Source organism: Flavobacterium sp. ABG (genome assembly GCF_001027725.1).
GTDB classification, from domain to species: domain Bacteria; phylum Bacteroidota; class Bacteroidia; order Flavobacteriales; family Flavobacteriaceae; genus Flavobacterium; species Flavobacterium cupriresistens.
The window spans coordinates 114,946-140,233 of the sequence record NZ_LEKS01000020.1; the positions used below are offsets into that span (position 1 = coordinate 114,946).

At 35.4% G+C, this 25,288-nt stretch carries 19 protein-coding genes; 8 read left to right on the forward strand and 11 right to left on the reverse strand.

The features are described 5' to 3' along the window. Nucleotides 1–2 precede the first annotated feature (2 nt). A complete protein-coding gene (locus AB674_RS18085; RefSeq protein WP_047778674.1) occupies nucleotides 3–1,934 on the forward strand; it encodes an OmpA family protein in 1,932 nt (643 codons plus the stop codon). 597 nt (nucleotides 1,935–2,531) lie between these two features. Here the strand turns inward: AB674_RS18085 and AB674_RS18090 are convergent. Beyond that, complete coding sequence (locus AB674_RS18090; RefSeq protein WP_047778675.1) at nucleotides 2,532–3,164, reverse strand: NAD(P)H-dependent oxidoreductase; 633 nt, start codon at nucleotides 3,162–3,164, stop codon at nucleotides 2,532–2,534. 109 nt (nucleotides 3,165–3,273) lie between these two features. Between AB674_RS18090 and AB674_RS18095 the strand changes: the two genes are divergently transcribed. Beyond that, nucleotides 3,274–3,636 carry a winged helix-turn-helix transcriptional regulator gene (locus tag AB674_RS18095; protein ID WP_047778676.1) on the forward strand — a complete coding sequence of 121 codons (363 nt, stop codon included), beginning with the start codon at nucleotides 3,274–3,276 and terminating at the stop codon, nucleotides 3,634–3,636. Here the strand turns inward: AB674_RS18095 and AB674_RS18100 are convergent. The 3 genes from AB674_RS18100 to AB674_RS18110 form a co-directional block, all read right to left on the reverse strand. After that, nucleotides 3,633–4,106, reverse strand: coding sequence for a MarR family winged helix-turn-helix transcriptional regulator (locus AB674_RS18100; RefSeq protein ID WP_047778677.1), 474 nt, complete (start codon nucleotides 4,104–4,106; stop codon nucleotides 3,633–3,635). The genes AB674_RS18095 and AB674_RS18100 overlap by 4 nt on opposite strands. Further along, complete coding sequence (locus AB674_RS18105; protein WP_205625367.1) at nucleotides 4,103–4,594, reverse strand: GNAT family N-acetyltransferase; 492 nt, start codon at nucleotides 4,592–4,594, stop codon at nucleotides 4,103–4,105. Before AB674_RS18105 ends, AB674_RS18100 begins: the two co-directional genes overlap by 4 nt. A 156-nt stretch (nucleotides 4,595–4,750) precedes the next feature. Beyond that, nucleotides 4,751–6,016, reverse strand: a complete 1,266-nt coding sequence (locus AB674_RS18110; RefSeq protein ID WP_053004324.1) for a PQQ-dependent sugar dehydrogenase — start codon at nucleotides 6,014–6,016, stop codon at nucleotides 4,751–4,753. A gap of 378 nt (nucleotides 6,017–6,394) precedes the next feature. Here AB674_RS18110 and xylA point away from each other — a divergent pair, with 378 nt between their 5' ends. Further along, entirely contained in the window at nucleotides 6,395–7,720 is a 1,326-nt protein-coding gene (gene xylA, locus AB674_RS18115) for a xylose isomerase (RefSeq protein ID WP_047778744.1), read from the forward strand. A gap of 326 nt (nucleotides 7,721–8,046) precedes the next feature. Here xylA and AB674_RS18120 read toward each other — a convergent pair whose 3' ends face one another. The 7 genes from AB674_RS18120 to AB674_RS18155 form a co-directional block, all read right to left on the reverse strand. After that, nucleotides 8,047–8,634: a hypothetical protein gene (locus AB674_RS18120; protein ID WP_047778678.1), complete on the reverse strand. Its 588-nt coding sequence runs from the start codon at nucleotides 8,632–8,634 to the stop codon at nucleotides 8,047–8,049. Between the two features lie 533 nt (nucleotides 8,635–9,167). Next, complete coding sequence (locus AB674_RS18125; RefSeq protein WP_053004325.1) at nucleotides 9,168–10,709, reverse strand: hypothetical protein; 1,542 nt, start codon at nucleotides 10,707–10,709, stop codon at nucleotides 9,168–9,170. Between the two features lie 96 nt (nucleotides 10,710–10,805). Beyond that, nucleotides 10,806–12,914 carry a hypothetical protein gene (locus AB674_RS18130; RefSeq protein ID WP_205625368.1) on the reverse strand — a complete coding sequence of 703 codons (2,109 nt, stop codon included), beginning with the start codon at nucleotides 12,912–12,914 and terminating at the stop codon, nucleotides 10,806–10,808. 391 nt (nucleotides 12,915–13,305) lie between these two features. Then, complete coding sequence (locus AB674_RS18135) at nucleotides 13,306–14,163, reverse strand: thiopeptide-type bacteriocin biosynthesis protein (protein ID WP_047778679.1); 858 nt, start codon at nucleotides 14,161–14,163, stop codon at nucleotides 13,306–13,308. Nucleotides 14,164–14,166: 3 nt separating this feature from the next. Next, on the reverse strand, nucleotides 14,167–16,371 hold the full coding sequence (locus tag AB674_RS18140) for a lantibiotic dehydratase family protein (RefSeq protein WP_047778680.1): 2,205 nt from the start codon (nucleotides 16,369–16,371) through the stop codon (nucleotides 14,167–14,169). A gap of 284 nt (nucleotides 16,372–16,655) precedes the next feature. Next, nucleotides 16,656–16,898, reverse strand: a complete 243-nt coding sequence (locus tag AB674_RS18150) for a hypothetical protein (protein ID WP_047778682.1) — start codon at nucleotides 16,896–16,898, stop codon at nucleotides 16,656–16,658. Nucleotides 16,899–16,935: 37 nt separating this feature from the next. Continuing rightward, nucleotides 16,936–18,540 carry a helix-turn-helix domain-containing protein gene (locus tag AB674_RS18155; RefSeq protein WP_165579393.1) on the reverse strand — a complete coding sequence of 535 codons (1,605 nt, stop codon included), beginning with the start codon at nucleotides 18,538–18,540 and terminating at the stop codon, nucleotides 16,936–16,938. A gap of 545 nt (nucleotides 18,541–19,085) precedes the next feature. On the opposite strand from AB674_RS18155, the gene AB674_RS22885 reads away from it, so the two are divergent. The 5 genes from AB674_RS22885 to AB674_RS18175 all read left to right on the forward strand — a co-directional run bounded on the left by AB674_RS22885 (nucleotide 19,086) and on the right by AB674_RS18175 (nucleotide 25,232). Continuing rightward, the gene (locus AB674_RS22885; protein WP_165579394.1) at nucleotides 19,086–19,265 is read left to right on the forward strand and encodes a hypothetical protein; all 180 of its coding nucleotides are present in this window, start codon (nucleotides 19,086–19,088) and stop codon (nucleotides 19,263–19,265) included. A 143-nt stretch (nucleotides 19,266–19,408) separates the two neighbouring features. Continuing rightward, nucleotides 19,409–20,536 (forward strand): hypothetical protein, encoded by a 1,128-nt coding sequence (locus AB674_RS18160; protein ID WP_047778684.1) that lies wholly within the window; start codon nucleotides 19,409–19,411, stop codon nucleotides 20,534–20,536. A gap of 26 nt (nucleotides 20,537–20,562) precedes the next feature. Then, nucleotides 20,563–21,750 carry a hypothetical protein gene (locus AB674_RS18165; protein WP_047778685.1) on the forward strand — a complete coding sequence of 396 codons (1,188 nt, stop codon included), beginning with the start codon at nucleotides 20,563–20,565 and terminating at the stop codon, nucleotides 21,748–21,750. A gap of 1 nt (nucleotide 21,751) precedes the next feature. Beyond that, entirely contained in the window at nucleotides 21,752–23,944 is a 2,193-nt protein-coding gene (locus AB674_RS18170) for a peptidase domain-containing ABC transporter (protein ID WP_047778686.1), read from the forward strand. A 1-nt stretch (nucleotide 23,945) separates the two neighbouring features. Next, nucleotides 23,946–25,232, forward strand: a complete 1,287-nt coding sequence (locus AB674_RS18175; RefSeq protein ID WP_047778687.1) for an HlyD family secretion protein — start codon at nucleotides 23,946–23,948, stop codon at nucleotides 25,230–25,232. Nucleotides 25,233–25,288 lie beyond the last annotated feature (56 nt).

Genomic DNA, 25,288 nt, shown 5'->3' on the forward strand with positions numbered 1-25,288 from the left:
TTATGAAAAAAATAATTACCCTAATCGGATTATTTATAGTGATGGCCGGCTTTTCGCAGACCAAAAACAAAACTGCTGATGCTCTTTTTGATAAAATGTGGTATTTAGAAGCCGCCAAAGCTTATGAATACGCCATAAAAGGAGGCGATCGTTCTATGGAAACCCTTCAAAGAGCCGGAGATTCGTATTATTTTAATACCGATATGCAGCAGGCAAATGAAAAATACCAATTGCTGGTTGCAGAATATCCAAATGAAGTTTCGGCAGAATATCTTTTTCGTTACGCCCAGACTTTAGAAGGAATTCAAAACTATGAATTGGCTAAAAAGTGGTTGAAGAATTTCAGTAAAAAAGCAGAAGCCTCAGATGCCAGAAAGCAAAATTTCTCGCTTCAGGAAAATACAATCGAAAAAATTATGAACCTCGAACCCCAGTTCACCCTTCAAAATCTATCGATTAATTCTTCTTATTCTGATTTTGGGCCTATGTTTTACAAAGGTCAGCTTATTTATGCTACATCTATAGATTCCTCTTATGTGGCCACAAGAAGATATGCCTGGAACGATCAGCCGTTTTTAAGTCTTCAGTTGGGGAAAATTAGTCCGTCGCAATCTGATGTGAGTCATGTCAGAAGATTTTCAAATGCACTTTATAGCAAATATCATGAGGCCTGTGTTGCTTTTTCGCCCGACGAAAACACCATTTATTTCACCCGAAATAATTACAATGGAAAACTCGGAAGAGATGGAAAAGGCAGGAACAATCTAAAACTATATTCTGCTACAGCCGTAACCAAAGATGATAAAACAAGCTGGGAAAACATACAAGAACTTCCTTTTAACAGTGATGAATATTCAGTTGGACAACCGAGTGTAAGCAAGGACGGAAAGAAACTTTATTTTATATCAGATATGCCCGGAACAATTGGTTCCACAGATGTTTTTGTGGTAGATATTTTAGGAGATAATAAATTTTCGCAACCCAAAAATGTAGGCGATAAAGTCAACACCAGAGGACGCGAAATGTTTCCGTTTATTACAGATAAAACCTTGTATTTTGCCAGCGATGGACATTTAGGTTTAGGCGGACTTGATGTTTTTGAAAGTCCAATAAAAGACGGTCTTTTTGAAAAGCCGGTTAATCTTGGAGCACCCTTAAACAGCAATCTGGACGATTTTGCTTATATCGTTAACGAAGAAACTAATTTGGGTTTTGTGTCTTCCAACAGAAAATCCGGTAAAGGCGATGACGATATCTATTCTTTCGAAAGAACACCTATTTGTAAACAGCAGATTAAAGGGTTTGTTTTTAATGAAATTACAAAAGGAAAAATTGCAAATGCAACTGTGACTTTGTATGCTGCCAATGGAGAAAAGTTGGAAGAAACTACTTCAGGTGAATTGGGTGAATATCAATTTAAAACTCCGGTAGCCTGCAGCACCAGTTATAAGATTGAAGCGTCCAAACAAGGATTTACGCCACTTGTACTCCCGGTTTTAACGCAAAGCACTTCCGGAGAAACGGTGGTGGATTTAGGAATAAAATCACCTCTGATTGTTAAAGAAGACGGTATCTTAAAGATAAAAATCGGAATAATTTTCTTTGACTTAGACAAATCCAATATCAGAAATGATGCGGCCATCGAATTAAACAAAGTTGTTTTATTAATGAATGAATATCCGGAAATGGTCATTAAAATCGAATCCCACACCGATTCCAGAGCGAGAGACAATTATAACCTTATACTTTCAGACAAAAGGGCAAAATCCTCAAGAGATTATATCATTTCGCAAGGCATAGCCGCTGAACGAATAGAAAGCGCCATTGGTTATGGCGAAACAAAACTAATCAACAATTGCAAAAACGGCGTTCCGTGTACAGAAGAACAACATCAGCAAAATAGACGCTCTGAGTTTATTATCATTAAGATGTAGTTTGCGAAATGTGAAATGTGATTTGTAATCTGTTAGCTGTTGAGTTTTCCTTGTCATTTCGAGGTACGAGAAATCACACAAGGTGGCTCCGTTTCCATTTTCCCCAATTTTGTCATACTGAGGAACGAAGTATCTTCACAAGTAATTCCGTAAAGTGAAGCTCAGCACTATCGATTCAGCAAACGTAGATCCTTCGTTCCTCAGGATGACAAACTGAATGTCTTTCTGTTGTGGAGGTCCTTGTGCGATTTCTCGACTTCGCTCGAAATTGACATAGTTTGTGGTGAACCACGCTCAGTTTATAGAATTTACTTCATAAAGTTTCTCCGTTTTTCCGAATTTAAATCTGACAGGTTTCAAAAACCTGTCAGATTTGGGTTTTAGTTATATAATTAAAGTCAAGGCTAACTCCACTCAGAGTGACAAAATGTATAGAATATCGCCTGCTAAAATAACCCGTTCTGTTTATCGATCCACACTTTGGAATTTGGGATTTAAAAAATTGGAATTTTAGAAGATATCTCGTTAGCACAAATAAAAAAAGAGACTATTTCACTTGCGAAATAGTCTCTTAAATACGGATATTATCTTCCTTCTTTATTTAATTTCCGTTATAAACTCGCTTTTTGGAGTTCTTACTTTTTTCATATTAACCAACCAGTCATTCGCTTCATCTCTGTAACCAAGCGTTAGTATTACGGCACTTTTAAGACCAAGTTCATTCAGACCTAAGAGTTTATCAACTTCTGCAGGAACAAAACCTTCCATTGGTGTTGCATCTACTTCTTGTTCTGCAGCAGCAGCAAGTGCTATACCGAAAGAAATATAAGCTTGTCTTGCAGCGTGATTGGCATGCCATTCCTGACCAAGTGGCTCATACATTCCCCAAAGTGAATTTTTGTAATCGTCCATAGTATTGGCAGGCAATCCTCTTTCGGCAAGTGTTCTGTCAAATACAGTTGAGATTTTTTCTAACGAATAACCGTCCCAGGCTGCGAAAACCAATACATGAGAAGCGTCTGTAATCTGGCTTTGATCGAAAGCTACTGCTCTTAATTTTTCTTTTACTTCTTTATTAGAAATTACAAAAATCTGGTACGGTTGTATACCAGATGACGAAGGAGCTAGTTTTGCCGCTTCCAGGATGTAATCGATTTTTTCTTGTGGGACAACTTGTCCGTTCATTTTTTTAGTAGCATAACGCCACTCGAGTGCTTTTATTAAGTCCATATTCTTGATGTTAAATTTAAATTGTATTCAAATGTAAAAACTTTAAATGTATTTTTGTCATTCGATTACCAAAAGTAACCGTAACATTGAGGTAACTAACTGACATTTCATGATAAAAGAGCCCGAACACGATCTGAAAAAATGCAATCAACATATTATGGCAGTGCACGATGCCATGTATATTCTGAACGGAAGATGGAAAATTTCGATTATTGCATCCTTATGTTTTAATACTTTACGATTCACAGATTTACTTAGAGAAGTAGAAGGAATTTCGGGTAAGATGTTAAGCAGGGAATTAAAAAATCTGGAAGAAAATCAATTAGTAACCCGCACGGTTCTTGATACGAAACCAATCACCGTCGAATATAAACTAACGGATTATGGCCACACCTTAAAAGAAGTTATAGACTCTTTGGCAAAGTGGGGACATAATCACAGAAAAAAAATAACAGGAAAAGAATACGCTTAACCCTTTAATGCTGATGCTCTTTGGAAGAAACTCTGACTGGCCAGTTTTTGTTCCGCTTCCTCAATGGCTTTCAGCAGATTATTTTGGTTATCTGAAATCTCTGTTAGTACATTTCGAATAAGATTCCAGACAGGTTGCATTTTTACGACAAGCTCTTTGCCTTTTGTGGTTAGTACGATTAATCGTTTCCTTTCATCGAGTTTGTCCTTTTTTGAGCTGATAATTTTTAGTTTTTCCAATTCTTTCAATAAACTTATAGTCGACGGATGGGTGTAGCCAATTTCGTTTGCAATTTCTACTACGCTTAACATTTCTTTTATATGTAAAGTATAAATGACAGGAAACCATTTGGGCTCAAAATCAATATCAAAAGATTTGTAAACCAAAGCACCGTCCTTTCGAAGCTGTTCGCTCAGTCGTTGTAGTCTGGTTGATAAGGCTAAAACACCTATTTCGTCTATTATATTCATTTTATTTGATTTAGTTGTAGCTGACGGAATACATTGTCGGCTTGCATTAATGGAAAATCATGCGGGAGTGCTTCTTTTTCTATTGCAATAAAATTATTTCTTTCATAAAATCGTAAAGCGGCCTGTAAAATAGAAACAGTTCCCAAATATAAGTTACTTAATCCGTTTTCCTTGCTGTATGTGATTAGTTGTTCTAATAACTGCTGGGCAATATTGTATTCTTTACCTCTGTATTCTTTTAAAACAAACATTTTTCTGACGGCAGCATTTTCTTCATTAAATTTTACCAAGGCAATGGTGCCGACTAGTTTTTCGTCAATAAAAGCGCCAAGGAAACAACCGCCTGATTCGTAATAAAAATTCTTAATGTTTAATAAATCCGGCTGATCTTCTAAAGTAATGGCGACATTAAATTCGTTTTGTTGAATGTTTAAAATCAAATTTATGATTTCTCTTTCGTATTCGTTTTGGATAGGTTTGATCTGCATTTTTATAAGTATTAAATATAAGTACAAAACTACGTAGTTGAATACATATATCCAAATAAAAAAACTGAAAATCGTATGGATTGGATTTTCAGTTCATTGTAATAGTCAAAATTTAGTATAAAAATTTAGTTATTGGTTTACTAAATAAACAGTCCTTTATTTTCCGATTTTGTAGATCGATGCATTAGAACCATCTGTAACGGCATATAAAGCCCCGTCTTTTCCTTCTAAAACATCTCTGAATCGGCTTTTGTAGGTCGTAAGCAAACGTTCTTCGCCGACCACAACATTGTCTTTAAGTACTAATCTCACAACGTGCTGACCACTTAAAGCGGCTACAAACAAATTGTTCGCCCATTCATTAATTTGATTTCCGGAGTAAAAAGTAATCCCACTTGGCGAAATTACAGGATCCCAATAATAAACCGGCTGTTCCATACCACTCTTGGTTGTAATTCCTTGACCAATAGGGCTACCACTATATTCAAGTCCATAACTGATTGTTGGCCAACCATAGTTTTTGCTTGCTGTGATTTTATTGATTTCATCACCTCCCAGCGGACCTAATTCAGCCTCCCACAGCTCTCCCGTAACCGGATGAATGGCGAGACCCTGAACATTTCGGTGTCCGTAAGAATAAATCTCCGGTAATACACCTGTTTGTCCAATAAAAGGATTTCCGGTTGCCGCCGCTCCATTTTTGGTAATGCGAACTATTTTTCCGAGAGCAGCATCTAATTTTTGAGCCAATGGTCTTGACTGTATATCGGAACGTTCTCCGGTACTCACAAAAAGATTGCCTTGTTTGTCCCAAGCAAGACGCGAACCATAATGAAGGGTACTGTTAAATTCCGGAATAGCTTTGTAGATTACTACTGCATTTTCAATTTTTGTTTCGTCGGCAGAAAGTTTTCCTTTTGCTACTGCAGTTGCCGTACCATTCGTTCCGGTTTGCGAAAAACTCCAATAAACCATTCTGTTTGTAGCGAAGTCAGGATCTACAGCAACGTCCAGTAAACCACCTTGTCCACTACTGTTTACAGCTGGAATTCCGGTAATAGTTCCGCCCACTGTTCCTGCCTGAGTTACAATTCGCATAGTACCATTTTTCTGAGTGACCAAAATTCTTCCGTCAGGTAAGTTTTCCATTCCCCAAGGGTTGGTTAAACCTGTCGCAAAAACTTTAACGGTGTATTGTGTTTTGGTTTTTACACCTCCAATTCTGGTTTGTCCTTTAAAAGCCGGGTTGTATTTGGAGTTTGCCGGATTCGTTTCTACAGGTGGCAAGGTTGCTGTTGCTTCTTCTTCTTTTTCGTCGGTTGTATTTGATTTGTCATTGTTGCAGGATAATTGCAAAAGCGCGATCAATACAACGGAAAAATACAAGAAAACAGGCCTGTTTTTTAGAAAATGTCTTTTCATAAATGTCATTTTTTAAGGTTAGAATTGGGTTTCATTAAATGTAACAATTTTGGAATTATTTTGTCGTTGAAAGAATTACATAATTCCCATGTCTTGAAAAATAATAAGTTACGAGGTCTGAAAGCTTTTACAAGATTTAATTTACCGGACTAACCTCAGCGAATTTTCAGGATTTTAAGCTTTAATTTGGAAGTTTTAATTGTGCTCTTTTTTTCAATTCTCGGTAGTTTTTATACATCGGATTTTAGTATCAAATAAATCTAACAAAATTAGCTTAAAAGTGAATTTTTGAAACAATTTTTCATTTCTCAGATGGTCACGTAAAGTATATCTTTGGTTGTTACACGAAGAAAAAAAAACAATTATAAAAAAGGAATTATGATAGTTTTAGGGGACAAAGAACATTATAAAGGAATTGGCCAGATTAAGTATGAAGGAAAGGATTCTGATAATCCGCTAGCTTTCAGATATTACAATCCGGAGCAAATTGTTGCGGGGAAAACGATGCGGGAGCATTTTAAATTCGCGATTTCGTATTGGCATAGCTTTGGCGGAAACGGGTCGGACTTATTTGGACAAGGCACTCATCATTTTGCGTGGAATGAAGCAAGAGAGCCGATCAGAGCGGCAAAAATCAGAGCCGATGCAGCATTTGAATTTATAAGTAAAATGGGGTTTGATTATTTTTGTTTTCATGACTTTGACCTGGTTCAGGAGGGAGAAAATCTGGGGCAATCTGAAGTGCGGTTGGCTACGATGACTTCGTACTTGAACGAAAAAAAAGCAGGCTCGGAAATTAAGGTGCTTTGGGGGACAGCAAATTGTTTTTCGAATGCCCGTTATATGAATGGTGCCGCAACCAATCCTGATTTTAAGATAGTGGCCAGAGCTGCCGCACAGGTAAAATTAGCGATAGATGCTACTATTGCTTTAGGTGGGGAAAATTATGCTTTTTGGGGTGGAAGAGAAGGCTATATGTCTTTACTGAACACCGATATGAAACGCGAATTGGATCATATGGGACAATTTCTGATTCAAGCACGGGATTATGCAAGAGCGCAAGGTTTTAAAGGAAATTTTTTGTTAGAACCTAAACCTATGGAGCCTTTGAAACACCAATATGATTTTGATTGTGCTACTACGATTGGTTTTTTACGTCAATATGGTTTGGAGAAAGATTTCAAAATAAATATTGAGGTCAACCATGCCACACTGGCGCAGCATACGTTTCAACATGAACTTGAAGTAGCGGCTCAATCCGGAATGTTAGGAAGTATTGATGCCAACAGAGGTGATTACCAAAACGGCTGGGATACCGCTCAGTTTCCAAATAATATACAAGAGGTTACAGAAGCGATGTTGGTTTTTCTAAAAGCAGGTGGTCTTCAGGGTGGCGGAGTGAATTTTGATGCTAAAATAAGAAGGAATTCTACCGATATGGAAGATATTTTCTTAGCTCATATTGGAGGTGTGGATACTTTCGCAAGAGCTTTATTGACTGCGGATAAAATTATAACTTCATCCCCATATGATAGTTTAAGAAAGCAACGGTACAATTCTTTTGATTCGGGGAAGGGAAAAGAGTTTGAAGAAGGCAAATTAAATTTTACCGATTTATATCACATTGCAAAAGAAAATGATCCAATCGAATTGCAAAGCGGAAAACAAGAACTTTTTGAGAATATTATTAATCGCTATATATAATCTGACGTTTTGAAAAAAAGAAAGACGACTCTCAAGACGTCTTTCTTTTGCTGCTTTTTGTAAGTCATTTTATATTTAATTCAAGTTGCGGGTTAATTATTCTTTTTTAACCTGTTACTATTTGAATAGACTCCAGCTTTAGTTCAATGTGATTAAGTTAAGATATTTTTTTCACGCAGATTTTGGAGATTCAGCGGATTTTTATATTTCAATCCGCTAAAAAATCTGCGTGAGACTTTTTTTGACAATCCTAATAACTTGTTTCATTTTGGAGATAAGAGAATTGGCAACTTGAATTATTTAGTATTGCTATTGAAAATTTCACACTATTTCATATCTGAAAAAAAGCTTACTTCTCCTTTTGCCGTTATTTGAAGTACCGAATTTTTTCCGTCTTTAGAAACCTCAACAAAGTAGTTATCAGTATCCGCAAACTTCTTATCATACCACAATAGATTAGAGTCATTGCTTTCATTATCATTATAAAAAGACACTTGCTTTTTAGTATACTCTTTGTATTTATCGTTTATTATTTTTAATGCTTTTGCCGGTAAATCTGTAATGTTTTTAGCGGTCATGGTTCCTACCAGTTTTGAGTTTGCGTCGTAAAAAGCAGTACTAGCGGCTCCGTCTTTTGTGAAGCTGGCTTCATCATAATAATCGGAGCGTTTCCATTTTGCAGCGGTAGCATTTCCAAAATCGGATTTAAACTGATCTCTGGTAGTACTACTTACATCCTGTCCTTCTAATTTGCGAAGTTCTTTTCTTAGATCCTGTTTTTCTTTTTTCGCATTTGGATCGTTTTTATCTACTGCTTTTAGTTCACTCTTTATTTGTGTTTCTTCTGCTGTCTGAGCTTGTGAAACCGAAACATTTACCATTATGGCAACTAACAATACAATTATTTTTTTCATAATTTTAAAATTTAGTTTTTGTTAATGATTTAAGTTCTGAAATAGGTATTATAAGTGATTTACTTCGTTAATGTCTCCTGTATTCCCGTGTATCTCCTAAAAGAATTATCGGAGGCTTTGTTAGTGTTTTTTTATTTTTAAATGACTTTGTCAGAGCGGAAATAACTATTTTGAAAAAAAATATAATTATTTGAATGTAAGTTTGTTACGTGTTTTAAGTATTACACGTTAGTATAGTAAAGTTACATATTTAAAATGAAAATTGGGTTAAATGAAGCATGTCCTTCGACATTGAAGTTATCCTACCGCTTTACATCAATGTCATTAAGTCGAAATATTTTTTCACGCAGATTCAGCGGATTTTTTTTATTTCAATCCGCTAAAATCTGCGTGAGACTTTTTTTGATAATCCTTAAATTAATTACAGTACGCTTTACATTGCTAAATTTTTTAGTCTGTCGGAATTGATAAAATTTAATGGTTTGCAATAGCGTAATTTTATAAACGTAAAACGAACAGGAATGGCAGTCTGATTACTTTTTTTTCTTCATTTTTTTCAGGTAATCACTTTTTGCCGCGGGATATTTAGCAAAAGTCAGCGCAAAGCTAAAATCTCCAAATTTAGAGTTGTTTATAGTATCTCTTGAGTAAGGAGCAATTGTACTGAAAATATGACAGTCGAAGCACGTTTTGGTGGATTGTACATAGGTTTCCATTGTTGAATTGGCTATTACCGTACCTGCACCACTAAGCATTGTTGATCTATTTATATTTCTTGGTACCCGAATTGGAACCGTAGGATCAGGCTGAATACTCTGCGACCATATTACATCAATTAACTCATAATATTGCCAAACCGAATTGGGATAAAATTTCTTGATTTTTCGTTGCATCAGAGCATTAATAGGGGCGGCATTATTTTTATCAATACTGTTTACGCGAACGGTTTGTATGGGTACCGGACCAGCCTGATTCAGATAATAACGAGGAGGGGTATTAGGAATACAGGGTACAATTACGAGTGAATCCCCATTTGGAGTACGAATTTTGACTTCGCGGTCTTTACATTTGGGATCGTAAAAATTGTAGCCGTCTGGAGGAGCAGATGAGGTATTTAAATTGTCCCTGTCAGGGACATTGTCTATGTGCTCAAACGTAGCCCATACCCATGTAGGCTGATTTTGTGTTTTATGCAGTATGTGCAATCCCACTAGTGCCACAACTGTCCTTCTTAGCCTTCTTGTAATCGGATCTAATACAATGGCTTTAGATAATTTATATCTTTTCCATTTCGATAATTCCGGCTTCACTACTTCCATCCATGCTGCTTTTAATTCGATGGCACCAACGATTCCGTTGTATTCCCCTTGCGGAAAATTAATGGGTAGATTCCGTTTTATAGTGTCATGTTGTACTTTGGCATTGTAAAATCCTTTCTCTACAATAAAGTCATAGTAGTCTTTGTTTAGCATAATTTCATACCACAAATTAGTGAAGTTTTGTGCTCCCAGCCAGCTTGGCTTTCCAACAGGTGATGCCTGATCGGGGGTGAAAGTGATTGCGGCACCGTTTTCTTCAATTTTATTGACAAATGTCAACAGTTTTGTATCTGTTTTATTGAAAAGAAGTTTCTGTGTTTTGAACATGCGGCTGTATTCGTCAGATACCATAGTTCCCCATGCAGGTGGTCTTGAACCGTCGTCTTTAAACATTACTTCTCTGTGCATATAAGTTTCCCATTGCACAAAAGAATAATCATGTGGTGTACCAAAATCAGAAGACGGATTTGTAGGCCAGTTCAAAGAAATAAATTGCTGCCATGCAAAGCAATCGGCTAAGATCTGATGATTAAAAGTGAATAAATCGCCGGGTACTATATTATGAAAGGTTATAGGGAGAATATAGCTTGTTGAGTCGGTAGCATAACAATTGCAGGTATTGGTCTTGGTTGGGATAATAGCGGTATAAGAGGAGTCGGAGTTTCCAAGTTTTGCTTTTGTACTAATAGCGGCAAGTGGGATTATTACCACTCCCAGCCATAATATCTTTTTAGAAAGTATCGTTTTTATATTCATTGTTTCCAGGGTTTAAAAGAAAATAAAAGGGAAAACAGCAAGATTGGAATTGGATTCCTGCTTAATAGTTTTCCCTAATAATAGTAAATTAGTGTATTAGCCAATAGTAATTTTAACCGCTATACTGCCAATATTATCAACAAAACCGGCTCCGTAAGTGCCGTTTAGATCATCATTAATGCACAATTCCAATTCTCCCTGAAGATTATCGGGAACAGTAGTTCCCATACCAACAGGAAATAGGGTACTGCCTACTCGTCCTATTAAAGAACCATCATTTTGTCCCGGCAGGGTATAACCGTCTTGAGCGGCTCTAAAGTTTGGAGTTCCTGAAGCGTCGTACAATTGCCCGTTATTATCATCCGGATTTGATGTCCAGAGTCCGCTGTGGTACGCAATTTTTACCGGAGTTCCCGGAATCACTGTCACTCCCATATTTTGCCATTTCACATTGGCTTCTACTCTTCTGGGGGTGACTGTAAGCATTGCGAGCATTGCCTTACTTTGATTTTGACCGACATTGGTAACAAAAATGCCGTGTGATCCTGACGCAGCATTTGCGCCTACGTTTACGGAAATGTACAAAGCCGTATAACTGCCGGGCATACTATTTCCGGGTACGGCATAGTCGATGTTGACGCTGACAGAAGTAACCTCTGCTGTAATGTTAGCATCAGTAAAAGTTATTCTTGGAAAAGTGGAACGATTACCGGGTCTTGCAGTACAGGAGTCACAGATCAATACCATGGGTACCCGGTTTGCCGAGTTAGAAATGGCTGGCGGAATAAAAGTACTGTTACTTAATAACGGAATAGGATTATTAACAGGATTAGGAACTTTATATTCATACATAGCCAAAAAGTAGTCCTGATGAAAAAGTTGTAAGGGCTGGGCAAAAGTATTGGCCTCGTCCGGTGTACCTACGGCATTATAGCCTCTGGGTGCCACAGGACTGTCAAAAGAGCTGGCAACAATTTGTACTTGAAAAGTAGCCGCCACCTGTGATCCCCATAAAATAGGTTCCTTACCTATGGTTATATCACTAATTGTATAATTTTTTCGATCCGCCTCGGTAATTTCAAATACAGCATGAAGTATAAAATTACCCGGTAAACGATTGCCGTATTGATCTGTTAGATCTCTGTATCCTCGCGTAATTTTCCAAAATTTAGAGGCTTCATCGTGATCGGGAGTTTCATAATTTCCAAAGTTAGGCATTTGAATGTACAATCCCGGAGGATCCGTAATGGTTGCTACTTGTGGTATGTTGTTGCTAAGTAGGCCAGTAACAACATTATTTACATTGCCGCCAATGGCAGGATCGCTGTTACGGTTTTTTTGTCCGTATTGTGCGAAACATAATAAATCGTTGTAGGATCTTGGTGGCCACCTGGTGTCACCTGTAGCCGGATTATTGCGTTGTACCGTTGCGGCAGTAGCCAATCCGATTTCTGTTTGTAACGTATTTGGGGTACTGGTCAAATGCATGGCACCACCTGATGATCTGGTAGATGTAGTACCAACGTTCCATTTATTTAACGGATTGTAAACCGGGCCTCCTGTAATAGGATTTACAGCACCTCTTAAGCTTAAGTCGGCAAGGGTAATTTCGGGTTTGCCCAGTGTTGATCGATACAGTTCCACTACTTTATTGTGGTCAATTAGCCACAGACTGTTCCAGTATTCCGGATTTTCGCAGGTAAAGTCAATTCGAATAATTTTGTTCAGTGCGTTTCTTGTAACGGCCCATTCACAATATTCATCCTGCCAGCCTCTCGGCCCATAAGGAAAATAGGGAATAGTTTCGGTTGGTATACCGCAGGGATTATTTTTGATATGTGACGGCATTATACCTGTATCTGCGATTTCATTTAATTTAAATTGTGGAACATTTGGAAAATTAAAAGCGAGTCTTCCGGGGAAGGCAGACCATGCCATAGGAAATGTTCTACCTCGCGGATTGTTTTCTATGGGATTGTAATAATTGGTTGTACTTGGTGCATTTGTCACATTCCAGGGATTGTTTAACATACCTTGTTGTGTAAAATCATTCAGGTTTGAACTCCATAAAGTATTCAATGCTATCTGTTTTGCACGATCACCTTGAAAATCCTGTATTGCAGCCGGTGTTCTGAATTGAAAATCAACAGCTGAATTATTGATTATAGCAATGTCATCCTGTTCGTTTGTGTCTTTTGTTTCCATAATATTAGTTTTTTGATTGGTCTTACTCGTATGGCTTTTCAGTACTCGCCCCGTTTTTTAAAGTGGGTTCAGGACTCCACATTATTCCTTCGTAATCTGGATTGTGTGGCAGATAAAATGGTATTGCGATAAAGTAAAAGAGGGGTGTAAAAAGAATGGAGCGTGTAGGATAGAGTTTGGACGAGTAAAATTAGAAACAATAGCTGTAAGAAATTAGCGTAGAAATACCTGTTTTAAGTATTTGGTAATCAGTGAATTGTTGTGATTTTTGATCTGGTATTTTTGTTCAAAAGAAAAGCCCGTCTTACAATTTGTAAAACGGGCTTTAGAAAAAAATTTGAACTGTATTAGGAATCGGGAACGCATCTTATTGATGCGTTCTGTATTAAACTCAAAGAGAAGAAATGACAAAGTTTTGATTTTTATAGTATCGGAACAAATGATCATAAATCAGCAGTTCATAGGTTCTTTGTTTAGAATTGTATTGTCGGTTAAGCATCATGTGGATATGAGCCGAGAGAAATTGATCGAGAGGGATTTCGATTTTAGCCTTAATTTCTAATGCCATTTTGTTGTTTTTTTTGGTTTTAGCATCCACAATTTTTAGGATTGCGCCAAAATGGTTTTTAGATTCAGAAGACAAGATTTTATGTATTTGTGGAGATAGAACCTGATAGTTTTTTGCTAACTCTTTTTTTTGTTCTTTGTCACTTTCGAATTCCTGTTTAAAAGTTGTTTGCAAGCGATCCATCAATGATAATTTTTCCTGATTTGATAATTGAAAAGAATTTAAAAACGAATCGATCGCATAAAAACTGAATAATAAAGGAAGTTCCTGTTGCTTAAACAAGGGCTTAATTTGGATATACTGCAGTATCATTTCACTGTCTCTGTAAAAGAGGCTTTCTGAAGTAATCATAGTTGTTTTACCGTATCGTTCTATTTCTCTTTTATAAGTATCTGCTTGTAAGGTCCAGACCACATTTTGTTGTATCAGTTCCTTAAAAACTGAGTAGAAGGCTTGTATGGCAACGGATAAATGAGTCGGATTTTCTATTAAAAAACGAATACGAAGATGCTCTTCAGGATCTCTGTAGCGAATAAAGAACCATTTTGTAATGATTTTTTTGTGTTGCAAATGGGTGATAACAGGTTCTAGTTTTTCCAGTAAAACAGCATCGGAAGTTTTTACTCCGGTATAAATCTTATAGTACAACCATTCGCTGCCTAAACAAAAATCTCTTTGCATTTTTTATACTTTTTCTTTAAAATAGGAGAGTATAATCTGGTTAGAAAAAGAATCCCCTGTATTATTTTTTACAACTGATTTTTCTGTGAATAAAAATTCTTCAAGGAAAAAATCTTCTTTTTGTTTCACAGCATTTAAAAATAAAGCAATTCCTATTGGAGATTCAAAATCAAACAATAGCGTATTGTCGGAATGAACCCAATTGGCAAAACGCGGAATATTTCTGCCCGATCTCCAATTAAAAAAAGCTTCGGTCAGTAGCTTTTGATCTGTTTGATAAAAAGGTGCTATTTCTTCTTTTCGGACTCTCCATTTCGCTTTTGAAAGTATAATGTCATTGTAAATTACTCTTGGAAAAAAATCATAATCAGCCTCTAAAACGCCCCAGCTAAACGAGTAGGCCGGTTTTTTATGCTGTAGTCCAAGATCTCCCAAAAAATGATATAAGGGTAGTGAATTTTTAGAGAAGTTATGCGCATTAGATAAATAAGGCAGTACTTCTTTGTTGTGTTTTCGGGAGCGCAAAACAATTTTTTGAGACGTTACAGCAATATACAAATCGTCTAAATCTAAGTTATTTTCTCTTGCAACACCGGGCGTACACAGGTAACTAATTTCATGTTTTCGGAGTATAGGTCTTTTTAGTATATTTCCTGTTCTGGACTCGGGAATATGCACGACTTCGGCCAGTATTTTATCATGATGATATTCCTCTTCTTTTTTTATGATTTCTTTGGTGAGGTTATGAATAGCAGTATTACCGTTGCAAAAACGCCCTAATAATTTTGCAGCACTTATATTTCCGGCTGAGGTTAAAGCAATTTTATCTTCATTAAAAAGCTCAATCATTACTGAAAAAGTAACTGGTGAATTCTTAAAATGGTCGTCAAAATCCGGAAAGTCCTTTTCAGTTAGTACAATATTTTCCTCGTTGTTAAAAAGACAATTGTGGAGTTTCTTTTGTAGAATATAATCAAAAGCGGTCCAAATCTGTTTTTTTTCTTTTGATTCTTTAGGACGAAATGAGAAATTTTCCAGTATTTCATGCGTGTCATTCATCTCCTGATTTTGCAGATAACCAATCCCGATTTCTGTATCGAGTACAGTTGCCAGAGGCATTTCTTTAGATTCATATCTTTTAAGAAAGGCTTTTTTAAAATTCTCAAGATTTTTGGATTTTTTCTGAACCTGTATACCGTTTAGAAATTGAATGGTTTTGAGCACTTTTCTCGACACATTTTTATTCAAATTATTGTTTAGAGTTGCCATATTCAAGTCCGTTTGAAAAAGGTATTTTTCTTCATAACTGGTTCCGATAGCTTCAATAGTCTGTTTGACTTGTTCATAAGACTCCTTTTTTGGAACTAAAGTTGTGTCCAGATCAGAAAGTTTTTCTCTTAGATTTTCAAGTAATCGTATTTCTTTACCAAAAAGAGGAATGGTATCAAGAATAGAAAAGACTCTTTTCCATTCATCAGTTCCGGTTACAGCCGCATCTAATTCACTTACTAAAAACTGAAAAGAAATTAATTGCTGAATAAATGCCTGAGCCTCTTTTTTTTCGGATGCATCTGCTGCTAAAAAAAGCACCATTTCATCTACCGTACATCCTGATTTTGTCTGAAGCAAAATTTGTTTCAACAAATCAGATTTACGTAATGCCGATATCGTATGTTCTCGTTTTGTACCAACATATTTATATTCGATGAATCGAAAAAAATCGCCTATTTCGTAAATGGAAGAGTTGGGAAAATACCTCAGATGAGGAGCTACTTTTTTTCTTTTTGCCGTATCCTGAAGCATGGCTACCCAGTATTGCATATCAAATTGCGTAAACCGCGTATGTTCGGTGATCGAGTTTAATGTAATATGAGTGGCCGCAGTATGTAAACTGCCCACAGAACATCCGGCGAATAATCCGAAAGGGGTACAGCGGGAAGACATTCTGGCGACATATTTTAAAAAACTAAGCTCTAATCCTGTTTTTTTTTCTTGGGATAATGTTGGCATTTCCGCTGCCCATTTGTCTAATTGTTGGCGTAATTCGGGAGAAGCCAGATTAATGGCTTCTTTTATAACAGGGTCTTTATAGAATTCTACCGCTTTTTCAGAGGAGTAGCCTTTTAGCAGTCCGAGATAAGCGGACAGTGGAAATAAGGGTGTTCTAAGTACGTATTCTGAAAAGCTGTTGATTTTAAAATCAGACATTATTTTTTCTGTTTGTTTATTTTTCAGCAAGTTCCTGGATCTGTTATAATTTGCTTTATTTCTGTGGTAGTAAAATTCCAACCGTTTAGGTCATCTTTATAGCCGTTGTGATCATCATTTATGCCATGGTTTGCAATTTTCTTTGAGTAGACCCAAAGTTGTTCCTGCAAATCCTCGTGATTTATATCGGCCTGAGCATCTTTTACAGATTTACAGGAGTAACAAAAAGAAGGCAAAAAGAATAAAACTGATAATAGATTTCACAAACGGTTGGAATGTTTTTTTTAGAAAGTTCGTGCATCAGTGTCGACCGTGTCAGTTGGATTTGTGGGTGCTACATTACCGCCAACAATTACACGCAAATTTTTCAATTTGGCCACTTCCATTTTGTCTAAATCAAATTTTTTGTTTTCTTTCTTAATCTTTTTCATGTTTCTTTTATTTGTTGATTTGTTTGTTTGAATCGCAAATATATTTGTAGTTAAGGAATAATAATTAAAATCTGTTTTTGATTTATCGTAATTCATGAATTCCGATATTTGGAGTGGTTTAATTGATTGACTATTAAGAGGTTTTGTCTTTCAATGTCTCTTCAATTTGTTTCATAAAGTAAGTCGGTTTTATGCCTGTTTTCTTGTAAAAAGCGATAGAAAATGATTCCGCATTATTGAATCCAAATTCGAGGGCAAGTGCCTGAATGGTGTATTTTCTTAGTTTTTTATCTTCCTTTAAAAACGTTACTGCATGTTCAATTCTTAAATCATTTATATACTGTATAAAACTTTTTTGTTTGTACAAGTTTACAATTTTGGATACATATCGGTTATTGGTATCAAAGGCATCGGATAGAGACTGAAGTGTGATATTGGACTCTAAAAAACGTTTTTCTCTTTCAAATTTCTCCAGTTTTTCTAAAATCTGACCCACTAATTCTTCATTTATTCCGATAGTATTTACTTTTTCGGGATTTATGTTGTCCTGATGCTCTGTTTTAGGCGCTATTGTCTCGATGGTATCAGGCTCTTTTTGCATCAGTTTTTCAAATCGGGCGCGATGTTTCTTTTTTGATTGGTATTGATAGTATCCAAATCCTACAGCCAGAACCACTAAAATGGAGGATATTACTATGCCCCAATTGGATTGTGTCTTCTCTTTTTCGAGCGATTGGATTAAGGTTTCTTTTTCTAAAATTAAATTTGGCGTATCGTATTCAACACGCAGTTTTTTGGTGAGCTCTTTATAGTTCGCTTGTAAAACACTGTCAATATGCATGTATCGGGTTAAATACTTTAATTGATTGGTCTTGTCTCCATTATTTTTATAGTAGGTAATTAAGTAGGGATAAGCGCTTTTAAATTCCGGAGCAATTGTTCTAGTAAGGTTATAAATGGAATCTACTTTTATAAAATTCTTAACGGCTTCTTTTTTATTGCCTAAACCATCATAAGTCTGACCCAGATAGAAGTAAGAGGCCAAAACATTGTCTGTGTTTTTGCAAAGTATAAGTTTGGGTAATGCCTTATTGATACTGTCTAAAGCGGCTTTGTAGTTTTTCTTTAGCGTCATATTGGCCCCTTCATTCAAAATAAAAAGGGCATTGTACTCCACGTATTTAGGTGATTTAGACTCATTGTACCCTATTTTGTTGTAATAAGTGGTAGAATCGGTATGATTAAGCGCTTTATACGCATCAGCCAATGCGAATACAGCATTCTGATAGGGATAATAATTAATAGGCAGGCTAATATCCTTTTTTTTGTAATAGTTAAAACATTCTTTATAGCCTACAAGTGCTTCGTTTATTTCACCTAATTCTTCAGATCTTAGAAGAGCGATGGAAAATTTAACCTTATAGAAAAAATCGATATTGTTGCTTTTGGCAATTCGCTCGGCTATTAAAAAGTTGTCTATTGCCTCTTTGTACTGAAATTTATTCTTAAACTGATAGCCTTTTTTGTAGTAGGCATAAGCAGGAAACTTATTATCATTTAGATTTTTTGAAAGAGAGATAACGCTGTCAAAGAGTTTGATGGCTTCATTTCCTTGTTTTAACAATCCTAGTAAGTACAAACCACGTGCTTTTTCGATCGCAACTCCATCCTTATTGGCTTTACTCAAATAGGCATTGGCACAGTCCAATTGCAGCTTTTTGTCTTGTTCATTATTCATATAAAGCTCTTTTAACTCTGTATAAGAAAGTTTTATAAGATTTTTTTTAGGTGTTTGTGCCAGTAAAGTGGTACAAAAGAATAATAAAAGTAAAGTTTGTCTAAATTCAGATCGGGTCATGCAGTATAATTTTTCATAAAAGTAAGGTATATGCGTAAAATTCGACCTACAAATAGAATTTTTTATGAAATATGTAATCGATTGATTTTGATGTAATTGTGTATTTTTTTTATCGGAATTCAAGAATTTCGTGTCAGGATTCCTGAATTCCGATAGCGTTCATTTGCGAACAATATTATGTTTTATCTAGTTTTGACTTCAGGAAAATGAAATTTTTAGAATAAAAAAAGCCTACAAATGCGATTGATCTTCCTAGGTGTAAATCGTACTTAATATTCCATTTCTAAAAAAGAAACTTTCCTGATGTTTATGATGGAAATAACCATTCAGATCATAAAAGGTTGAAAAAGAATTTGAATACTGGTATTCTGCAAAAGGCCAATTGAGGAAGAACGTATTTAAATAAAGCGCTTGCAAGCAAACCGATGGCACGGTTTATATGCCGAACTTTTAATGTACCCTATTTAAAACAAAAAATTATGAAATTAAGTTTAGACGCTTTAAAAAATAGAGCAGAAGCAGTAGCTTCACAAGAATTATTGGAAACTATCTCAGGCGGAGTTCAAGAAGCTTGTCACGATGTAAAAGTTGTAGCAGCTGAGTAATTAGTTCTATTAATTGATGCAGCAGCAATGTTGCATCAATAGTAATGTACTTATAGATTTGTCCGTAATTAACATTTACATTTTTAGTAAAGGTTCTTTACGGACATTTTTTAAATTTTAAATATTTTTAAATCTATATTATTATGGATAATGTCACTACTGCTAAAACAGAGCTTGTCAATACCATTAAGTTACTTATTTACAAAGAAGCGCCTGCTCTATTGGAAAATATAAATTTTGATGATGATGATATTTTTTTAGAACCCCTGTTATTTTCCTATTTCAGTTCTAAAAGAGAGTATACCTTTTCAAATGAACTTTTAGAAGAGGTAATACAAGGCTATTTTGTAGATAAAAAAGAATTAAAAATCAAACATTCTTATCATAATGATATTGCATACATTCCAAATGTCGGCTATTTCCTGAAAGATAAAGAAGAATTACATGAGCCTATATTAAAGATTGGTGATTTTGAAATATTAAAAGAAATACACCCGACACAAAAACGTTTTTTCAGGGAATATTATAAAGGACATATTTTAAATCATAATCCGGAATATAGTTCGGTTTGGAAAGAAAATTACGAAGAGTTATTTGAAGCTATTGAAATTATAAAAAAGAATCTTCCGGAATTTTACGAGCAATTGGTTTTTTCGAACAAAAAAATCTATTTGCATGACAATCCGAAAATCTTAAATTTTGCCACTGTTGAAACGCTTGGCGCACTGTATTTTTATGTCTTGGGGAAAAACAACCTCATCTACTACATTGAAGAATTGATACATCAGGGATCGCACAATTTTTTTTATTATGTATTACAAAATAAAAAAGATTTTTTTAAAATTGATGTAAGCAATTTAAGCATGCGGGAGTATACCAATCAAGAATGGGATTACAGAGATATTTACGGAGCATTTCACGGATTATATACCGTGACAAAAAGAGTAGAGTGTTTTGATTTATTGGTGTCCCAGAATGTTTTTTCGGGAAGGGAAAAACACGAACTGTTAGGCAGGTTTACCGATCAGATCTTCAGATTTAGAACCGGTCTTGAACTTCTGGATTTTGATGTAGTTTTTACCGAAAAAGGAAAAGAGCTCTACGCGGAATATGATACGAGATGTCACACTATTTTAGAAAAGTATAAAAAACTGGCAACCTTTTTTGATTTGAGTAATCGCGATCTGGATTTCAGATATGAGGATTTTTGCAAACTAAATCCAATTGAGGCATTTTATAAAAAGGAAAAAGAAGGTTTTTTTGAATTTTAACGACAACAATACTAACAACAATTACAATGGGATTAAAAATATTTCTTCTGACTTTACTGCTATCGTTTACCATCTCTAATTTTGGTCAGACAAAATCCATAACGCTGTCTGCAAATGTCAATTTGCCTAAGGACACAATTGTATCAAATAGACTGGTAAAATCTTTAAATGATTTTTTGGCATTAAAAGAGAATCCAAATAAAGAAAACGTCTTTGTTGAGAAAGAAGATTTGTTGGAAACCTCTTTGTTATTGGATGAAATAAAAAAAATAGAGCGAAATGCTAAAAATAAGGACGATAATTTCTATAAAGGGTATCTAACAAACGTGGTACAACTGGATAAAGATAATTTTTTAGTTCAGTTTTCATACATGGGAATAAACGAAAATATCCCGGTTTTGGCAGCCAGTTTTGAATTTATCGCAAAACAAAAAGATACTAAATTCTATTTTTCATCACCGCTAAAGCGAAATACAAGCTCGTGGAAAACTAAAAAAATAGGGAATTGTACTTTTCATTTTAAAAATATTTTAGATAACAAAGTCGCTTCTGAATATGTAAAAACGGTAGCGCTTTTGGATAAAAAACTCAATACAACCAATGCACAAATTGAGTGGTACGGCTGCAAAGATTTTCCGGATATCCTGCACAATATTGGAGTGGATTATAAATTAGATTACAATGGCAAAAGTTCAACGAATTTTACAGCAAACGAAAACAACACTTTATTAATTGTAAGTGGTAATGATGATGAAAGCTTTAGCAGTTTTGATCCGCATGATTTATGGCACGAAAGAGCTCGTTTTGCTTATTCAAGAACACTAATAAACAAGCCGGTCGATGAGGGGTGCGCTTATCTTTACGGCGGAAGCTGGGGAATATCATGGGGAGATATCTTAAAAACATTTAAAGAAAAAGTAGCTTCAAACCCGAAAACTGACTGGCTGACTTTAGCCTTGTACGAAACACCTCAACTTAATTTTGGAGAGAGTCAGGAAAAACACTTAATGGCAGATTATGTGGTCAATGCTTTATTAGTTAAGAAAATCGAGAAAGAAAAAGGATTTTCTGCTGTTGTTGAATTTTTATGTTGTGGAAAAAATAAAAAAGGAGGCAGTGATAATTATTTTATCGTTTTAGAAAAGTTGACCGGGATCAACAAAACTAATTTTAATGCTAAAGTTTGGGAGCTGATTACAGAAAGTAAAGTATAAAATGATTAAAAAAAACTTCCACTATTTTAAACAATTGGACTACAGAGATTGTGGTCCGACTTGTTTAAGAATGATTGCCAAGCACTACGGTAAGACGTTTTCAAGAGAATTTTTAAGAGATAAAGCCGGTATAACCAAAATTGGGGTTACTATGGCAGGTATTGTCGAGGCCGCAGAAGCGATAGAAATGCGAACACTTGGCATGCGTATTTCGTTGGAAAGTTTGATCAATGAAGCTCCTACACCCTTTATTGTACCGTGGAGACAAAAGCATTTTGTTGTGGTATACAAAACGTCTAAAACAAAAGTCTGGGTTGCCGATCCGGCCATGGGGTTATTGGTTTATTCACACGAAGATTTCAAAAAAGCCTGGACCGATACTACAGACGGAATCGGCTTTGTATTAATTCTCGAACCCAATACCAACTTTAATGATCAGGAAGAACATAAAGAAACGTTGCAGGGCTTTTCGTTTCTGTATCCTTATTTCAGGCCGTATAAAAAACTAATTTATCAGATATTTATTGGCTTACTGGTTGCAACCGTCATTCAGTTTATTTTGCCTTTTCTGATGCAGTCTATAGTCGATGTCGGGGTTAATAATCAGGATATTCCTTTTATTTATTTAATTCTGATTTCGCAGTTTGTGCTGATTTTGTCGCAAACTTTGGTTACGGTTTTCAGAGAATGGATTCTGATCCATATCACAAGCCGATTTAATATAAAAATGATTTCAGATTTTTTATATAAAATGCTGAAATTACCGGTAAATTATTTTGAAACCCGAAATGCGGGAGAACATTTACAAAGAATTACAGACCATACCCGTATTCAGAACTTTATATCTTCGTCGAGTTTGAATATGGTTTTTTCGATGGTAACCTTTGTAATATTCAATATCATTCTGGCGTACTACGATTGGACTATCTTTTTTGTATTTATTATTGGTGCGGTGCTTTATGTAGGTTGGACCTTTTTCTTTTTGAAAAAAAGAGCAGAGCTGGATTTTAAAAGATTTGATCAGTTATCGCAAAATCAAACGTCATTAATTCAAATTATTAATGGGGTTAAGGAAATCAAAATAAATAATTCACAGCGGAAAAATCGCTGGAGATGGGAGTTTAATCAGATCAGTTTGTTTAAGACTTCTTTGAGCACTTTAAAATTGGCCCAATACCAAACTATTGGCGCTAATTTTATCAATGAATTTAAAAATCTTATCATTACATTTCTTTCTGCCAAAGCGGTTGTAGATGGCAATCTAACCCTCGGTATGATGACCTCTATACAGTTTATAGTGGGGCAACTTAACTTGCCTTTGAGTAATTTTGTGCTATTTATTCAATCCTGGCAAGATGCAAAAATTAGTTTGGAACGTTTGTCACAAGTGCATCTTAAAGAGGACGAAGACCTTGTTTCTGCGCATAAAGCAAAAGAATTACCCAACGATAAGTCTATTAATTTAAAAGAACTGTCTTTTCGTTACGGCGGAAAAGCGTCTCCTTTAATTTTAAAAAATATTACCTGCACAATCCCAGAAGGCAAAACTACTGCGATAGTGGGTGCCAGCGGAAGTGGTAAAACGACTTTAATGAAACTGTTATTGAAGTTTTACAATCCTACAAAGGGAAGTATCAATATCGGGGCTATCAATTTGAATGACATTCACAATGATTTTTGGCGCTTAAACTGCGGAGCCGTTATGCAGGATACTTTTATGTTTAACGATACTATCGCCGGCAATATTTCTGAATCGGAACAGAATGAATTTATTGACAGAGATAAATTAAATAATGCGGCATTTGTAGCCAATATTGAAGATTTTATCGAAAGATTGCCCAATAAATACAATACCGAACTGGGAACTTCGGGAATCCGTTTAAGTGGTGGACAGGAACAACGTATTATGATCGCCAGAGCCGTTTACAAAGATCCTTTTTATTTGTTTTTTGATGAAGCTACAAGTGCTCTCGATGCCAATAATGAAAAGGTAATTATGGAAAATCTGGGGAATTTTATTCATGGAAAAACAGCCATAATTGTGGCGCATCGATTAAGTACGGTAAAAAATGCGGATAATATAATTGTTCTTGAAAATGGTGAAATTGTTGAGCAAGGCAATCATGAGGACCTGACTAAATTAAAAGGTAAATATTACGCTCTGGTTAAAAATCAATTAGAATTAGGAAATTAAGATGGAAGAACTAAATGATGACCTGAAAATATACAGTGAGGAAGTAAGAGATATTTTATCTGACCCTCCCAAAACCATTCAGAAATGGGGCAATACAATATTATTGGTATTTATAGTAATCCTTTTTTTAATCTCCTGGTTTGTAAAATACCCGGATATTATAGTTTCGCAAATCGTGATAACGACCAATACACCACCACAGAAATTGGTTGTTAAAACCTCAGGTAGAATTGAGGCTATTTTAGTAAAAGACAAAACACTAGTCAAGCAAAATATGCCACTGGCGATACTCGAAAATTCGGCTAAATACCAAGATGTATTTATCTTGAAAAATATTTTGGATACAATAAATATAAACAAGAGTGCATTTCCATTTGAGAAATTAAACTCCGCACAACTGGGAGAGGTAGAAAGTGCTTTTGCCAACTTCAGAAAAGAAAGTGTGGCCGATCAGTTAAATGCAAAACTGCAGCCGTATCGCGTAGAAGGAACGGCTCAAAACTACGAAGCAATTCAGCTTCAGGAACGATTAAATCTTTTAGAGTCGCAAAAAGAAATTAATCAAAGTGAATTAGTGCTCCAGAAAAATGAATTAAACCGATTTGAATCCTTATTTCAAAAAGGGATTTATTCCTCGCAGGAAGTAGAGAGACAACGATTGCTTTTTTTACAGGCACAGAAAAGTTACAAAGGTTTACTGAGTACGATTTCACAATTAAAATCGGCATTGAATGAATTAAATCGCAGTAGTAAAACAACTCATATAAACGAAAGCAAAGAACTAATTAATCTAGAGAACAATAAAATTCAGGCCTTTTACCAATTAAAAAAGGCTGTAAAAGACTGGGAATTAAATTATGTTTTAAGATCCTCAATTAATGGCAAAATCAGTTTTTTACAAATTTGGGCAGAAAATCAACCGGTTGAAGCTGGAGTGACAATTTTTGCCATTATTCCAAGTCGCGAAAGTGGTTATATTGGAAAAGTGAAAGCTCCGACATTAAATTCAGGAAAAATAAAAGTAGGTCAAAAGGTCAACATCAAACTTACCAATTTTCCGTACAGAGAATTCGGAATATTAAAAGGTAAAACCCAGGCAATTTCTTTAACGCCGGATAAAGAAGGCAATTTATTAGTTGACGTTTTATTGCCAAACGGTTTAGAAACGTCTTATAAAAAAGGAATTCCTTTTCAGCAGGAAATGCAGGGAAATGCAGATATAGTAACGGAAGACCTGCGATTAATTGAAAGATTACTGTACCAATTTAGGGATATTTTTGAAAGATAAAGGTAAGGGGGGAAATTCCAATTTTTTGAAATTCCAAATTCCAAAACTTGAAACTT

Coding starts and splice junctions, on each gene's coding strand:
- AB674_RS18160 (WP_047778684.1), top strand. CDS start 19,409: ATGGATAATGTCACTACTGCTAAAACAGAGCTTGTCAATACCATTAAG.
- AB674_RS18110 (WP_053004324.1), bottom strand. CDS start 6,016: ATGAAAAGACATTTTCTAAAAAACAGGCCTGTTTTCTTGTATTTTTCC.
- AB674_RS18175 (WP_047778687.1), top strand. CDS start 23,946: ATGGAAGAACTAAATGATGACCTGAAAATATACAGTGAGGAAGTAAGA.
- AB674_RS18165 (WP_047778685.1), top strand. CDS start 20,563: ATGGGATTAAAAATATTTCTTCTGACTTTACTGCTATCGTTTACCATC.
- AB674_RS18090 (WP_047778675.1), bottom strand. CDS start 3,164: ATGGACTTAATAAAAGCACTCGAGTGGCGTTATGCTACTAAAAAAATG.
- AB674_RS18135 (WP_047778679.1), bottom strand. CDS start 14,163: ATGCAAAGAGATTTTTGTTTAGGCAGCGAATGGTTGTACTATAAGATT.
- AB674_RS18150 (WP_047778682.1), bottom strand. CDS start 16,898: ATGAATTACGATAAATCAAAAACAGATTTTAATTATTATTCCTTAACT.
- AB674_RS18085 (WP_047778674.1), top strand. CDS start 3: ATGAAAAAAATAATTACCCTAATCGGATTATTTATAGTGATGGCCGGC.
- AB674_RS18155 (WP_165579393.1), bottom strand. CDS start 18,540: ATGAATAATGAACAAGACAAAAAGCTGCAATTGGACTGTGCCAATGCC.
- AB674_RS18125 (WP_053004325.1), bottom strand. CDS start 10,709: ATGAATATAAAAACGATACTTTCTAAAAAGATATTATGGCTGGGAGTG.
- AB674_RS22885 (WP_165579394.1), top strand. CDS start 19,086: ATGGCACGGTTTATATGCCGAACTTTTAATGTACCCTATTTAAAACAA.
- AB674_RS18095 (WP_047778676.1), top strand. CDS start 3,274: ATGATAAAAGAGCCCGAACACGATCTGAAAAAATGCAATCAACATATT.
- AB674_RS18120 (WP_047778678.1), bottom strand. CDS start 8,634: ATGAAAAAAATAATTGTATTGTTAGTTGCCATAATGGTAAATGTTTCG.
- AB674_RS18170 (WP_047778686.1), top strand. CDS start 21,752: ATGATTAAAAAAAACTTCCACTATTTTAAACAATTGGACTACAGAGAT.
- AB674_RS18100 (WP_047778677.1), bottom strand. CDS start 4,106: ATGAATATAATAGACGAAATAGGTGTTTTAGCCTTATCAACCAGACTA.
- AB674_RS18130 (WP_205625368.1), bottom strand. CDS start 12,914: ATGGAAACAAAAGACACAAACGAACAGGATGACATTGCTATAATCAAT.
- AB674_RS18140 (WP_047778680.1), bottom strand. CDS start 16,371: ATGTCTGATTTTAAAATCAACAGCTTTTCAGAATACGTACTTAGAACA.
- AB674_RS18105 (WP_205625367.1), bottom strand. CDS start 4,594: ATGCAGATCAAACCTATCCAAAACGAATACGAAAGAGAAATCATAAAT.
- xylA (WP_047778744.1), top strand. CDS start 6,395: ATGATAGTTTTAGGGGACAAAGAACATTATAAAGGAATTGGCCAGATT.